The sequence below is a fragment of the Rhizobium sp. J15 genome (assembly GCF_002531825.1).
In the GTDB taxonomy this organism is placed as follows: Bacteria; Pseudomonadota; Alphaproteobacteria; order Rhizobiales; family Rhizobiaceae; genus Rhizobium.
Genome location: NZ_NWSX01000001.1, coordinates 358,655 through 373,060, shown reverse-complemented (window position 1 = coordinate 373,060; position 14,406 = coordinate 358,655). Strand labels below are relative to the sequence as shown.

The 14,406-nt window shown below is 62.7% G+C and carries 13 protein-coding genes; 6 read left to right on the top strand and 7 right to left on the bottom strand.

From position 1 onward, the window contains the following. Positions 1-117: 117 nt before the first annotated feature. Entirely contained in the window at positions 118-2,205 is a 2,088-nt protein-coding gene (locus CO670_RS01700; RefSeq protein WP_097588677.1) for an ABC transporter substrate-binding protein, read from the bottom strand. 123 nt (positions 2,206-2,328) lie between these two features. Further along, entirely contained in the window at positions 2,329-3,795 is a 1,467-nt protein-coding gene (locus CO670_RS01695) for an alpha-glucosidase/alpha-galactosidase (RefSeq protein WP_097588676.1), read from the bottom strand. Between the two features lie 245 nt (positions 3,796-4,040). Here CO670_RS01695 and CO670_RS01685 point away from each other — a divergent pair, with 245 nt between their 5' ends. Then, positions 4,041-4,883 carry an AraC family transcriptional regulator gene (locus CO670_RS01685; RefSeq protein WP_097588741.1) on the top strand — a complete coding sequence of 281 codons (843 nt, stop codon included), beginning with the start codon at positions 4,041-4,043 and terminating at the stop codon, positions 4,881-4,883. Here the strand turns inward: CO670_RS01685 and CO670_RS01680 are convergent, their stop codons facing one another. Continuing rightward, entirely contained in the window at positions 4,884-5,945 is a 1,062-nt protein-coding gene (locus tag CO670_RS01680; RefSeq protein ID WP_097588674.1) for a class I SAM-dependent methyltransferase, read from the bottom strand. A gap of 267 nt (positions 5,946-6,212) precedes the next feature. Here CO670_RS01680 and CO670_RS33310 point away from each other — a divergent pair, with 267 nt between their 5' ends. The 4 genes from CO670_RS33310 (at position 6,213) to CO670_RS01660 (ending at position 9,866) form a co-directional block, all read left to right on the top strand. Beyond that, positions 6,213-6,533 (top strand): helix-turn-helix transcriptional regulator, encoded by a 321-nt coding sequence (locus tag CO670_RS33310; protein WP_097588740.1) that lies wholly within the window; start codon positions 6,213-6,215, stop codon positions 6,531-6,533. Then, entirely contained in the window at positions 6,534-6,794 is a 261-nt protein-coding gene (locus CO670_RS01670) for a hypothetical protein (protein ID WP_097588673.1), read from the top strand. Between the two features lie 10 nt (positions 6,795-6,804). Continuing rightward, the gene (locus CO670_RS01665; RefSeq protein ID WP_088674712.1) at positions 6,805-7,044 is read left to right on the top strand and encodes a hypothetical protein; all 240 of its coding nucleotides are present in this window, start codon (positions 6,805-6,807) and stop codon (positions 7,042-7,044) included. A gap of 260 nt (positions 7,045-7,304) precedes the next feature. Then, positions 7,305-9,866 carry an FAD-dependent oxidoreductase gene (locus CO670_RS01660; protein WP_097588672.1) on the top strand — a complete coding sequence of 854 codons (2,562 nt, stop codon included), beginning with the start codon at positions 7,305-7,307 and terminating at the stop codon, positions 9,864-9,866. Positions 9,867-9,931: 65 nt separating this feature from the next. Here CO670_RS01660 and CO670_RS01655 read toward each other — a convergent pair whose 3' ends face one another. Beyond that, complete coding sequence (locus CO670_RS01655) at positions 9,932-10,669, bottom strand: phosphatase PAP2 family protein (RefSeq protein WP_097588671.1); 738 nt, start codon at positions 10,667-10,669, stop codon at positions 9,932-9,934. A gap of 189 nt (positions 10,670-10,858) precedes the next feature. Between CO670_RS01655 and CO670_RS01650 the strand changes: the two genes are divergently transcribed. After that, entirely contained in the window at positions 10,859-11,404 is a 546-nt protein-coding gene (locus CO670_RS01650; protein WP_097588670.1) for a hypothetical protein, read from the top strand. 8 nt (positions 11,405-11,412) lie between these two features. Here the strand turns inward: CO670_RS01650 and hutH are convergent, their stop codons facing one another. The 3 genes from hutH to CO670_RS01635 are packed head-to-tail and all read right to left on the bottom strand — an operon-like array spanning position 11,413 to position 14,406. Beyond that, complete coding sequence (hutH, locus tag CO670_RS01645; protein WP_097588669.1) at positions 11,413-12,903, bottom strand: histidine ammonia-lyase; 1,491 nt, start codon at positions 12,901-12,903, stop codon at positions 11,413-11,415. Further along, positions 12,900-13,676 carry an ATP-binding cassette domain-containing protein gene (locus CO670_RS01640; protein ID WP_097588668.1) on the bottom strand — a complete coding sequence of 259 codons (777 nt, stop codon included), beginning with the start codon at positions 13,674-13,676 and terminating at the stop codon, positions 12,900-12,902. Before CO670_RS01640 ends, hutH begins: the two co-directional genes overlap by 4 nt. Positions 13,677-13,701: 25 nt before the next feature. After that, a complete protein-coding gene (locus tag CO670_RS01635) occupies positions 13,702-14,406 on the bottom strand; it encodes an ABC transporter permease subunit (protein ID WP_097588667.1) in 705 nt (234 codons plus the stop codon).

Sequence of the window (14,406 nt, the reverse complement as noted above, 5' to 3'; positions counted from 1 at the left end):
TGGTCTTGTCCGGCCGCGCGCCACGCGCGGCCGGAAGCTCACTTCAGCTGGGAGGGAGCTCTCCAGAGCGTCGCACAACATGCGACGCTTTTGCTCTTTATTTCCTGATGCGATGCATCAGTTTATCGGGCCTTTGTCGCCGGGTTTGCCGGGCAGCTGCTCGGGGAACAGCTCGTATTTGCCCTGCTTGTCGGCAGCCACCCACAGGCGTTCGCGGATGACCGAGTCTTCAGCCCAGTTGAACATCATGATCGGCGTTCCCTGCGGCACATTCGAGAAGCGCTTGTTGATGATCAGCGCGCCCGGATATTCCGTCAGGCCCACGGTATTGACGTGTTCCGTCGAGATCTTCTGATACTGCTTCATCAGATTGACGCGCTCGTCATTGTCCTGGCTCGTCCTGAACTTGTTGACGACATCGACAAGCTCATTTTCGAAGGGCATCAGATCGAGCTGATCATCCTTGCCGGCGCGATGCTGCCAGCTGGTACGCGGGCCGACCGGGGCAAGCTGCTCGGTATTCTGCACCACCGACGACAGTTCCGTGGTGTTGCGCTGGATCAGCCAGTCGAAGCGGCCGGCATAATGGGCGTCGTCACGCTTGGCGCCGTCGAGCGCGTTGATGACGATCTTCAGCCCGAGCTTCTCCATCTGAGCCACGACACCTTCGGCAAGGCTCTTGTCGGTCGTGTACTGATTGTTGATCAGCATGACGATTTCGACATCCTTGCCGCCCGCCGTGCCGGCCGGGAAGTTTACGATGCCGTTGCCATCCGTATCCTTGAGGCCAGCCTTGGCGAGCTCCGCCTTGGCGCCCTCGAGATCGAAGGGATAGTAGACGGTGGATGTGCGGTCGTAAAAGCTGGTGCCGGAGGAGAGCCCGCCCGGATAGATCGCCGTGAACGGCCCCTTGACCAGCGAGTCGCCGATCGCCTTGCGGTCGAGCGCCATGGTGACGGCCTTGCGGAAGTCCTCGTTGCGGTTCAACTCGCGGATCGCCTGGCCGCGCTCATCCGGGTTGCCCCAGCCATTGGCGGAGAAGTTCATGCGCAGGTTATAGCCGATCAGGCGCGGGCCGAAAGCCAGGCGGGCGGGCGCGGTCTTCTCAGCGGCGCGCTTCAGCGAGGCGACGAAGTTTTCCGGCTGTTCGAGGTTCGAGAAGTCGGCGGAGCCCGCCACCGCCTGCACGTCGCGGTCGGCCCAGGTCGAGAGCTTGTAGTGCAGTTCGTTGAGATAAGGCAGCTGATTGCCCTTCTCGTCGACCTTCCAGTAATAGGGGTTGCGGCGGAGCACGATGATGTCGTCGGAGCGATATTCCACCGGCACCCAGGCGCCCATGACCGGCATGTTCATGTATTCCGGCGGGAAGGCATTCTTGAACTGGTCGTAGGTGTTCTTCGAATATTTCGGATGCTGGGGTTTCAGGATATGCGACGGACCCGGGCAGAAGTTCGGGTAGGCCATCGTATAGAGATATTGCTTCGGGAAGGCCTCCTTGAAGGTCCATTCGACGGTGTAGTCGTCGATCTTCTTCAGCGTCGTGCCGACACCGAAAGCCTCAGGCGAAGCGCCGCCGCCGAGCGGCGAGACGTTGGGATCGATGACTTCGTCGTCCCAATAAAACATGATGTCGTCGGCATTGAACGGAGCGCCGTCAGACCACTTGGCGCCTTCGATCAGATGCATGGTCAGCTTGTGGCCGTCCTCGGACCAATCCCAGCTCTTGGCAAGGTTCGGCAGCGGCTCGGTATCCTTGGCTTCCACCTGGAAGAGCGGGGCGGTGCGCGTCAGGCATTCGGAAAGCCCGATATCGATGCCGCCCCAGCCCTGGGTCTGGCCGGCGCCATAGTTCCAGCCTTCCGGCCGGCCACCGATGACGTGGCGCATCGTATCGCCGTAGACCCCGATGCCGTCAGGCATATTGCCCGTCTTGAAGACCAGCGGCTCCTTCGGCAGGCGATCTTTCACCGGCGGCAGCTTGCCGGTGGCAACGAAATTCTTCGTGACCCAGTCGGGCTCGTGATATTCGGGCAGCGCCTTGAACTCCAGGATGGAGTCGCGCGCGACATAATTGATCTTGCCTTCGGCCGGGAATTCCGGCGGCACCGGCGGAACGGTTGCCTCGGCGGCATAGGCGTTCAGCGCCAAGACCGAGACGCCGAGCGCCAGTCCGGCGAGAATGCCTGCTTTGCGGAAATTCATCATCGTTTCTCCCTCTTGTTCCGGAGCGCGGGCGCAGCCGGCTCCTTTCTCCTCGAACGGCGTGACGGCGGGCTGATGTCATGGATTTCCCTCCCGGAAATCCATGACGCCCATCCTCCACGAAAATCAGACGGCCTGCTTCAGCGCCGCCTTTTCCGCGCGCAGCTCTTCGATCGAGCGGACGTTGCGGCGTGCGGCCCCCGCCCAGTCGCGGGTCTGCACCTTCGATTTCGACAGCCGCTCCTTGGCGGCCGGCACGGCATCGGCATATTGCGGCAGCCAGCGCGCCTGGGCAACGACCATCTCGTCGACCATCTGCCAGACCTCCTCCGGCGTCGAGACGGCCCCGACCAGCGGATCGTGCAGCACGGCGAGCTTCAACAGGTCGATGTCGCCCGAGATGGCGGCATGCACCGACATGCGCTGGACGTTGATCGAGGCAATGCAGGTGGCCGCGCAGGCTTCCGGCAAGGTGACGCCGGAGACCATATTGATGCCGAAGCGGTCGACGAAACCGGGCGATTCGATGATCGCATCGGCCGGCAGGTTGGTGATGACGCCGTTGTTCTTGACGTTGAAATGGCCGCGATAGACCCGGTTGGTTTCCAAGGCCTCGAGAATATGGCTCGCATGTTCGTTCGAGCGCTTGGCGGGATCGATCGGCTTGCCGGCGGATTCCAGGAATTGCGGAAATTCCGTCTCGAACCAGTTGCGCGTTTCGGTGGAATAGCGGAGGTAGCCGCCGGTCTCGCCGTGGATCCAGTCGGACATGTCGATCCAGCGGGTGATTTCCTCCGGCCGCTTGCGGTACCAGGGCAGGTATTCGGAGAGGTGACCGTTGCTCTCGGTGGAATAGACGCCGAAACGCTTCAGCACGTCGATGCGCAGTTTCTCCTGCTGCGAATAAACAGGATGCGCCTCGAAGGCGGCCACCAGCTCGTCCTTGCCGATCTTGCGGCCGTTGAGGCGCAGGTCGATGAACCAGGTCTGGTGGTTAATGCCGGAGCAGACATAGTCGAGCTCGCGCACCGACTTGGCGCCGAGCACCTCGGCGATCTGTTCGGCACCGTGCTGGACGCCGTGGCAAAGGCCGACCGTATCGACCTTGCCGTATTCGATCGCCGCCCAGGTGTTCATCGCCATCGGGTTGGCATAGTTCAGGAATTTCGCGCCCGGCTCGGCGACTTCCCTTATGTCCTTGCAGAAATCGAGGATGACGGGAATGTTGCGCTGGCCGTAGAGGATGCCGCCGGCGCAGATCGTATCACCGACGCACTGGTCGATGCCGTATTTCAGCGGAATTCTGATATCGTCGGCATAGGCCTCGAGCCCGCCGACGCGCACGCAGCTGATAATGTAGCGCGCGCCTGCCAGCGCCTGGCGCCGGTCGGTCGTCGCCGTCACCTTGGTCGGCAGCCCGTTCGCCTCGACGATGCGATCGAGGATCGCCTTGATCATTTCGAGATTGTGTTCGCTGAGATCCGTCAGCGCGAATTCAATGTCGCGGAACTCCGGAACGCACAATATGTCGGTGAACAGCTTCTTGGTGAAACCGACGCTGCCCGCACCGATGATAGCGATTTTGAAACTCATGATCTTCACCTCGACCCAATCGAATGCTAGAGAAAATATGGCTATGGAGGATCAGGCCGCATGCCGGCGCATGTGGTTGAAAAAGCCGAAAAACCTGCCTGTTTTCCTCCCGGCCGCTAATTCCGGCCGTCGTCCCTTCTTCTTGTCGACCGGGATTATGCCCGAATTCGGCAGGCCGACCAGAGAAGGATTATGCTTTCAGGGGTAATTTTGTGCTGCAGGATTTGATCGCCAACGGACAGTCGATGAGGACGGTTTCCCTGCCCCGCGGCCGCCAGCGATTGCACGCCATGCCGACCAGCGCCGGCTATGAGGTGCGCGAAAACGAAACCTATGACTGGGACGGCCGAAAGCGCGGCCAAACCCCCTTCACCGTGCTGCAGCACACGATCAGCGGCACCGGCCGGCTGCGCTACCAGAACCGCAATTATCGCCTCCAGGGCGGCGACACGCTGCTGGTGCTCGTGCCCCACAATCATCGCTACTGGCTGGAGAAGGGCGAACGCTGGGAGTATTTCTGGATCTCGATGAACGGCGAGGAAACCCTGCGCATCCATCAGCTGGTGCTTTCGACAGCCGGCCCGGTCTTGAAACTGCAGCCTTCGACCGTCGATCACCTGGCCGATTGCAGCCTGCGTCTCGTCAAGGGCGCAACCTCGCCGGGGGCTGCCTCGGCGATCGCCTATGAAGCGGCGATGGCGCTCTATGACGACGTCTTCGGCTCGCCGGCCTTTGCCGCCGAGCTCAGTCCGATGCAGCCGGTGATCGACCATATCAACGCCAATCTCGACAAGCCGCTGCCGGTCAATGAACTCGCCGCCATCGTCGGCCTCAGCCGGGCGCATTTCTCCCGCAGCTTCGCCGAGAGTGAGGGCGTGCCGCCGGCCGAATTCGTGCTGCAGCAGCGGCTGCAGCGCGCCGTCAAGCTGCTGACCAAGGCGGACTTCCTGCCGGTCAAGGAGGTCGCCATCATGTGCGGCTTCGAGGACGCCAATTATTTCTCGAAAGTCTTCCGCCGCGTCTACGGCACCAACCCGACGGAATTCCGCACGACCGGCATGTATGCCAGCATCGGCAAGCCGAAATAATCAGGCCCGCACCTCGAACACCATGTTGAACGGCGTCTCCGTCGCCCGGCGGAAATGCTTGAAGCCGGCGTCGAGCGCCACCTTGCGCAGCTTCATTTCCCCCGCCTGCGCGCCGAGCCCGAGCCCCACCTCCTGGGAAAGCGATGCCGGCGTGCAGATCATCGTCGACGCGCCGTAATAGACGCGGCCCACCGGGTTGAGATTGTCCTTGAGATGGTCATGGGCAAAGGGCTCGACGATCAGCCACGTGCCGTCCGGCGCAAGCGTTTCCCTGACATGCCGGCCGGCGCCGACCGGGTCGCCCATATCGTGGAGGCAATCGAACATGGCGACCATGTCATAGCCGCGCCCCGGAAATTCGGCGGCCTTGCCCTGTTCGAAGGTCACACGATCCGCAACGCCCGCCTCTTGCGCGGCGGCCTTGGCTTTCTCGATCGATGGCCCGTGATAATCGAAGCCGGTAAAGCGGGAGGCGGGATAGGCCTGCGCCATCAGGATGGTCGATGCACCGTGACCGCAGCCGACATCGGCGACGCTGGCGCCGGCTTTCAGTTTTTCATCCATGCCGGCAAGCGCCGGGATCCATTCATTGACGAGATGGCTGTTGTAGCCCGGGCGGAAGAAGCGCTCGGTGCCGCGGAAGAGACAGGTGCTGTGCTCATGCCAACCAAGACCCTGGCCGGTGCGGAAGGCTTCGGCCACTTTCGGCTCGTCCATCCACATGGATTGCACCACCTCGAAGGCGCCGACGAAGAAGGCCGGGCTGTTTTCTTCGGCGAACACCATCGCCTGCTCCGCCGTCAGGCTGAAACGATCGGTCTTTGCATCGTAAGTGACATAATCGGCCGCCGCCTGGGCGCTCAGCCATTCCCTGAGGTAACGTTCCTTCACCCCGGTTTTGGCGGCAAGCTGCTCAACGCTCATCGGCTTTCCGTCAGCCATCGCCTTGTAGAGTCCCACCTTGTCGCCGAGCACGACCAAGGCGCCCGACATGGCGGCGCCGACGTCGCCGACAAGACGACCGACAAGCGCATCGAGTTTCTGCATATCCGGCTCACGCATCGTAGCCTCCCCTCGCGTGACAAAGAGACCTTAAATTAGGCCTTCATGATATTCAGTCAATCAACCCTGCCCATCGCCCAAAGAGGGTAGATATAAAGGCCGCAGGAATTTCGTGCCTGTTCAGCGCCCGGCCTGACGGGGTGAGGAACGGGTAAGCAAGCGCGATTCCGGAGCGCACAGGACATGTGCTTGCCTTCTTCGCCTCGGGGCACATCTTCATAGCGCTGACCCCAGCAAGGATCGAAGTTTCAATGCCAGGTGGTTATTTTGTCTCTACTTCCAGCTCAGTGCCGCGCCGCGCGTGCTCTCATCGGATGGTCTCGGGATGAGCTGTCCTCCGCCTCGAAAATCGCTACAGAGACGATTGCCGATTTCGAGGCCGGGATACTTTCCCCGCCCGACCGAATCCTGCAGGATATGACGCGTAGCTTGGAGACGGCAGGCGTGCTTTTCATACCGGAGAATGGCGGCGGGGCCGGCGTTCGCCTGGCGAAACGCGCGAATGCCTCGATCGACACGAACGAAACCGAGACGGTTCAATACGAAGAACATCTCAAAAACGACGCCCCGCCCGGGGCTGGCGGATGAATGGCAAAGAAGCAGAAATTTGAGCACTCCGAACTGGCGGGGGAATTCACAGAGGACGGGGTTACGGTGCTCGTCGATATCTTTCGAACCTCCGGCAGCAACGAGGACTGGACGATGGAAGTCGTCACCCAGGCGGAGGACCTGATCCGCTGGGACGAGCCGTTTGCGACGGACCGGGAGGCCTTCGACGAATTCCTGGCTGTGGTGGCGCGCGACGGCATCCGGTCCTTTCTCGAAGATGAAGAGCCTTCCGTGCATTGAGGGTAGCCCCGTGAAAAGCATCAATGATCTCGTCGCCTCGGCGAAAACCGTCTGCGACCGATACCGGGCCGGGCGGATGGAGCGCGAGACCGTGCGCGAATGGGTTCTCGGTCTGGGCGCCTATCCATCGCCGCATGGAGAGCGCGTGCGGGAGGCGATGGAATGGTTCCGCCTACACAATCGCGAACCGGTTTCGGAAGAGATCGTGCTGGTGGATATCGACCGGCTCAAGGCGATTTCTGCGCCGTGACGATGAAGCTCTTTGCTTCAGCGGCGATCCGGACTGGCGTAATTGCGCCGTTACTCGGCGGCGTAGGACCAATGACGATCATGAGCCTTAGGCATAATGCCCTCATCGCAGCTTCCATGCGAAGAGGCCTTAGGGGGTTTGCAGCTTCGGTAAACGTGACACGGTTACGAGGCTGACTGGCTCCTGGATCTCATGCGTGAAGCGCAAACCCAGCGCGGCTAGGTTATTTTAATTCGTGCCATAAGTAGAAGGAACAGCACGTGGCAGCATTTCCGGAAAAGGCAAAGGTCGTCATCATCGGGCTCGGCGGCATCGTCGGAGCCTCCATCGCTCACCATCTGGTCGAGCGTGGATGGGACGATATCGTCGGCATCGACAAGTCGGGCATCCCGACCGATATCGGCTCGACCGCCCATGCCTCGGACTTCTGTTACACCACGAGCCACGACTATCTGTCGGTCTGGACGACGCAATATTCGATCGATTTCTACGAGAAGATGGGCCACTACGCCCGCATCGGCGGCCTTGAAGTGGCCCGCACCGGCGACGACGCCTGGATGGAGGAAATCAAGCGCAAGCTGTCCTCGGCCCGCGCTTTCGGCACGCGCGCCCATTATGTCAGCCCCTCCGAGATCAAGGAGAAATTCCCGCTGATCGAGGAAGATCAGGTGATGGGCGGTCTCTTCGATCCGGATGCCGGCCTTGTCATCCCGCGCTCGCAGACCGTTGCCGGCAAGCTGGTCGATGCCGCCGAAAAGGCCGGCAAGCTCAAGGTCTTCGGCAACACGCCGGCGAAGTCGCTGATCGTCGAAGGCGGCCGCATCAAGGGCGTCGTCACCCATCGCGGCACGATCATGGCCGACCACGTCATCGTCTGCGCCGGCCTCTGGGGACGCCTGATCGCCGAAATGGTCGGCGAAGACCTGCCGGTCATGCCGGTCGATCACCCGCTCACCTTCTTCGGTCCCTATAACGAGTTCGAAGGCACCGGCAAGGAAATCGGCTTCCCGCTGCTGCGCGACCAGGGCAACTCCGCCTATATGCGCGATACCGGCGACCCGGCGACGACCGAGGGCGGCCAGATCGAGTGGGGCTATTACGAAGCCAACAATCCGCGCATGTGCCATCCGCGCGATATTCTCGAAAAGCACGAAGCGCGCCTTTCGCCGTCGCAGCGCGACCTCGAGATGGAACAGATCATCGAGCCGCTCGAGCGCGCCATGGAACTGACGCCGATCCTCGGCGAGCTCGGTTATAACGAAGGCCACTCCTTCAACGGCCTGCTGCAGGTTTCCGCCAGCGGCGGCGCATCCTGCGGCGAGAGCCAAAAGGTCAGGGGTCTCTGGTATTGCGTTGCCATCTGGGTCAAGGACGGCCCGGGCTACGGCAAGCTGATCGCCGACTGGATGACCGATGGCCGCACCGAAATCGATCACAACAGCATCGACTACGCCCGCTTCTATCCGCATCAGCTGACGGAAGAGTTCATCGAGGGCCGCTGCTACGAAGCCGCCCAGAAGATCTATTTCCCGGCTGTTCACACCCGCGAACCCTATGTATCCGGCCGCAACGCCAAGCGCTCGCCCTTCTATGAGCGCGAAAAGGAACTCGGCGGCTACTTCATGGAGCTGGGCGGCTGGGAGCGTGCGCACGGCTACGCCGCCAACGAGCACCTTCTGGAGAAATACGGCGACCGCGTGCCGGTCCGTGAGAACGAATGGGACAGCCGCCATTTCTGGCGCGTATCGAATGCCGAGCATCTGGCGATGAGCGAGGATTGCGGCATCGTCAATCTCAGCCACTTCCACATGGTCGATATCGAGGGGCCTGACCATATCGAGCTGATGGAGTGGCTGTGCGCCGCCAAGGTCGGCGGCGATGCCAACATCGGCAAGGGCGTTTACACCCACTTCCTCGACGACGAAGGCATGGTCCGCGCCGACTTCACCGTCTTCCGCATGGCCGACCGCTGCCGCCTCGTCAACGGCGCCGATGCCGGCCCGCGCGACCTGTACTATATGAAGCGCGTCGCCGAAGACCGCGGCCTCGACGTGACCATCACCGACGTCTCGGAGAAATTCGTGACGATCGGTATCTGGGGTCCGAACGCCCGCGACACGCTGAAAAAGGCCGTGGCCGATCCGGCCGGCCTCGATCAGGAAAACTTCGCCTTCGCAGCGATCAAACCGATCGAAATCGCCGGCAAGTCCGTCACCGCTTTCCGCATCTCCTATGTCGGCGAGCAGGGCTGGGAACTGCACATGAAGTACGAAGACGGCCTCGCCGTCTGGGATGCGCTGCGCGCGACCGGCGTTATGGCCTTCGGCGTCGAGACCTATGCCAACTCGCGCCGCATGGAAAAGAGCCTGCGCCTGCAGAACGCCGACCTCTTGACCCAGTACAACCTGATCGAAGCCGATCTCGCCCGTCCGAAGGTCAAGGAAGCCGATTTCCGCGGCAAGGCAAAACATCTGGAATACAAGGCGCGTGAGCACCAGCCGGCCATGCTCTGCACACTCGTGATGACGGAGAATACCGACAAAGCGGGCGTGAAGCGTTATCCGCTCGGCAACCTGCCGGTCGTCGATCCCGCCACCGGAGAGGTGCTGGTCGACGAGCTCGGCCGCCGCTCCTACACGACCTCGATCGCCTACGGCCCGACGGTCGGCAAGAACATTGCTCTGGCCTACCTGCCCTGGTCGCATTGCCAGGTCGGACGCAAGCTGAATGTCGAGTATTTCGACGAGACCTATCCGGTGGAGGTCGTCGGCGTCGGCTACAAGCCGATCTACGACCCGGAAAATCTGAAGCCGCGCACCTGATACGGCGCGAGGATTGAAAGTTTTGCAGCGCCGCGTGTCTGAAAGGATGCGCGGCGCTGCAAGTGTTACCCGTTGTCGCCGTTTCCGGTTTCGGCGGCATCGTTGGAGGCGCGGCTTGGAATGAACCGTTTCGAGATCAGCCAGCAGCCGAGCGCCCAGAGCGCGCCGGCGCACCATCCGGCGAAAACATCCGTCGGGTAGTGGACGCCGAGATAGACCCGGCTGAGACCGACGATCACGGCCAGGAAGACGCCGGCGCCCATGACGAAGATCCGGGTAGAGCGGTAACGCTGCGTGCGCGCCACCAGCGCCCCCAGCGTCAGATAGGTCACCGCTGAGACCATGGCGTGTCCGGAGGGGAAGCTCAGATCGCTCACTTCGACGAGATGCGGCACGACATCCGGGCGCGGCCGCGCCACCAGGATTTTCAGGAGCGTGCTTGCCAGCCAGCCAGTCAGCACCGAAGAAAAGACGAAGAGCGCGATCTGCCAGCGCCGGTCGAGCAGAAGATAGACGGTAATGAGGACGGTCAGCAGCGTCAGCACGGTGACGCCGCCGAGGCTGGTGATATCGTCGACGGCATGCGTCAGCCAGGCGGGACCGATCGGCACGGCAAGATTGCCCGGCTGGCGCAGCGCCAGCAGGATCGCCTCATCGAAACGAAAGGTCTCGCCCTCGAGAACCTCGCTCGTCAGCCGCTGCAGCACGAACAGCCCGCCTGCGACCAATGCCAGCGTGATCAGCGTCAGCGGCTCATATGCGGTGAGCCTTGCCAAAAATCCGCGTCGTTGAATCTCGCTCATGCCGCCGTCGAACTCCTTTCACATCATGTCGATCCTCGCCACATCGGCAAGGTCGGCCGCAAATTCAAGACCTTGCGGCGTTCAAAGGGAGTTGCGGCCACCTTCGACCGGTGTCGGAAACGACCGGTAGCAAAGGCTCAACCTTCTTTTGCTATGGCTGGAGCCGATTGTCCTGGAGATGGTTCGGCGATGAAAATTCTGACCGCGATGGTTCTGATGGCGGCGGCCCTGCAGCCGGCTTCGGCTTTGGGCGAGACGGAATGGATGGGCGGCGCGAGACAATGGTCGGTCGGTTTTGAGAACCAGGGCCCGCAGTCCTATTGCCGCCTGCGCTGGGATAGCGAGATCGGCAAGACCATGGAGTTCCGCCAGAGCGCCAGCGAGACCTTCTGGCTGGTCGCCAAGAACAGCTGGGACATTCCGGCCGGCACCAAGACCGAGGTGACGCTGACCGATCGCGACGTGACGAAAGCGGTCGCCGCCGAATTCTTCGACAAGAACACGCTGCGCCTCTGGCCCATTGGCAGCAAGGGAAGCGCCGGCCTGAAAAAGATCATCAAGAATTCCTTTGCCGGAACCCCCGACGTGCAACTGACCTTTGCCGGCGACGAAGGCGACTGGACCCTGCCGATCTCGCGGGTAGACCAGCTCTATCCGACCTTCGCGCAATGCCTCAAGCGGCTGGAAGCCGGGGAACCGGCCAAGCAGGATTCAGCGACCAGCAAACCGTTCTGAGGAGATGCTCAGCCGGCCGGCGGTGCGGCGTCGCGGATCAGATTGCGCACCGCCTCAATATCGCCATTGAGCGGCCGCTCGTCGCCGTAATGAGAGACATGGGCCCGCACAGTCTTGTAGATAAGGTCGGTGCCTGCCGCCCGCGGCGCCGTCGCCGCCAGGAAATCATGGGCCTGCGCGGCGGACATCAGTTCGATCGCCAGGATATATTCGGCATTGTCGATGATCGCGAGCAGCTTGCCGGCGGCCGCCGTCGGATGGGCGAGGAAATCCTCCTGCAGGCCGGAGGTCAGGCCGCCATCCATGGCCGCTGGCGCGGCAAGCCGGCGGTTCTCGTTGCTGAGCGCGGCCGCAGTATATTGGGCGATCATGAAACCGGAATGGCTGCCGGCATCGCTCGCCAGGAAGGGCGGCAGGCCGCTCACCAGCGGATTGACCAGCCGGTCCATGCGCCGTTCGCTGATCGCGCCGATCTGCGCCAGAGCAATCGCGAGGCTGTCGGCCGCCTGCCCGAGCGCCGGCGCCACGGCATGGGCCTCGGAGGAAACGATCGGTTGCTCCGGCGTGCCTGACACAGCGGGATTGTCCGTCACCGAGGCAAGCTCCTGATCGGCGATGCGGGCGGAATTGTCGAAGACATCGCGTGCGGCGCCATGCGCATGAGGCACCGATCGGAGGCTGAGCGCATCCTGGGTGCGCCGGCCGAGGGCGGCAGCGACCAAGCCGCTACCGTGCAGCCGGGCGCGCAGTGAGGCCCCGACCCTCTCGATCCCGGCAGACGGGCGCAGCGCCAGCACCGCCTGATCGAAGGCAGCGATCTGGCAGCCTGCCGCTTCCAGCGTCAGCGCCGCGGCGGCATCGGCCCAGTCGAGCAGCCGTTCGGCGCGAGAGAGCGCCACGGCGGTCAGGCCGGTGGCGCAGGCCGTGCCGTTGACGAGGCTCAGGCCTTCCTTGGCGCCGAGCACCAGCGGCTCGAGGCCGATCGCCGCCAGCGCCTCTCGGCCGCTCATGCGCCGGCCGGCAAGCGTCGCGCTGCCTTCGCCGATCACAACGAGTGCCGTATGGGCATTGTGGGTGAGATAACCGGCCGAGCCTTTCGACGGCACGTCAGGAATGCAGTCATGCTCCAGCAAGGCCGCGAGATGCTGGACGATCTCGCGGCGCACGCCGGAATGGCCGTGGGCAAAATTGGCGATCTGAGCGGCGATGATGGCGCGGACTTCGCGGGCGGCGAGCAGTGGTCCCACACCGCAGGCATGGCTGAGCACGATACTGCGTGACAACAGGCTCTGCGAGGGACGGTCGACCACCGTATCGGCCAGCGCCCCGACACCGGTGTTGACGCCATAGGCGCGCACGCCCGTCTCGACGATGCGCTCGACGATGCGGCTTGCCTGCTCGACGCGGGCCCAGGCGGCCGGCGACAGCGCAAGCGCCTCCCCTGCCCCGACGCGTGCGACATCGCGCCAGGTCAGCACTCTATCGATGGTGATCGTCATTGCCCCGTTCCGAAATGGCCGATGAACTGGCGGAAGGCCGGCGACGCGCCGCCGCCGAACATATCGTCCGGCTTGCCGCTGCTTTCGACCAGCCCTTCGCGCATGAAGACGACGCGGTTCGAGACGTTGCGGGCAAAGCTCATCTCGTGGGTGACGACCAGCATGGTCATGCCCTCTTCGGCGAGCGCGCGCATGACTCGCAGCACCTCGCCGACCAGTTCCGGATCGAGTGCGGATGTCGGCTCGTCGAAGAGCATGACCTTCGGTTTCATCGCCAGCGCCCGGGCGATTGCCGCGCGCTGCTGCTGGCCGCCGGAAAGATGGGCGGGATAGGCATGGCGCTTGTCCGCGATGCCGACCTTTTCGAGCAGCGCTTCGGCCTCGGCGACGCACTCGGCGCGCGGCCGCTTCAGCACATGGATAGGCCCCTCGATGACGTTCTGCAGGATCGTCATGTGGGACCAGAGATTGAAGGACTGGAACACCATACCGAGTTCGGATCTTATATGGTCGACCTGCTTCTGGCTCGCCGGCCTTGTCTTGCCGTTCTTGTGCAGCATCTCGATGTGTTCGCCATCGACCCAGATCTCACCATCGCTTGCGGTTTCCAGCAGGTTGATGCAGCGCAGAAAGGTGGATTTGCCGGAGCCGGAGGCACCGAGCAGCGAAATCACATCGCCGTCTTCCGCATCGAGGGAAATGCCGCGCAGCACCTCGTGCGTGCCGAAGCTCTTGCGGATGTTGCGGACCGAAAGTCGGGTAACGCCTGGCATGGTTGCTCCAATCTTCAAAAACCGCTTACGCCTTCAGCGGCTGCGGGGCCGCGCGGCGGTGTCGGGACAGCGAATATTCGAGCAGGGCCATGCCCTGCAGGATGATGAAGTTCAGGACGAGATAGATGATCGCCGCGCAGAGGAAGACCTCCATCGTGCGGTAGGTCTGCGAGATCAGTCGCTGGGCGACGCCGGTGACCTCCCAGACGGTGACGAGGCTGGCGAGCGCCGTCGACTTCATCATCAGCACGATCTCGGTGGAATAGGCCGGCAGCGCGTGACGGAAGGCGATCGGCGCCAGGATACGGCGCACCATCAGGAAACCGGACATGCCGATCGAGCGGGCCGCCTCGATCTCCTTCGGCGAAACGGCGCGAATGCCGCCGCGGAAAATCTCCGCCGTATAGCCGGCGGTGCAGAGCGCCAGCGACAGCACGGCGCAGACCATCGGCTCGCGCAGGAAGGGCCAGAGGAAGGAATAACGGATGACGCCGAACTGGCCGAGGCCGTAGAACACCAGGAACATCTGGATCAAGAGCGGCGAGCCGCGGAAGACGAAGATATAGCCCTTGGCGAAGCCCGACAGCACAGGGTCGCCGCTGACCCGCATCGAGACGATGACGAGCGCCAGCAGGCCGCCGAAGAAGATCGACAGCGAAAACAGGATCAGCGTCGTCGGCACGGCCTTCAGCAGCGTCACCATGGTCGATGCGAGAAAGGTGAAATCCAT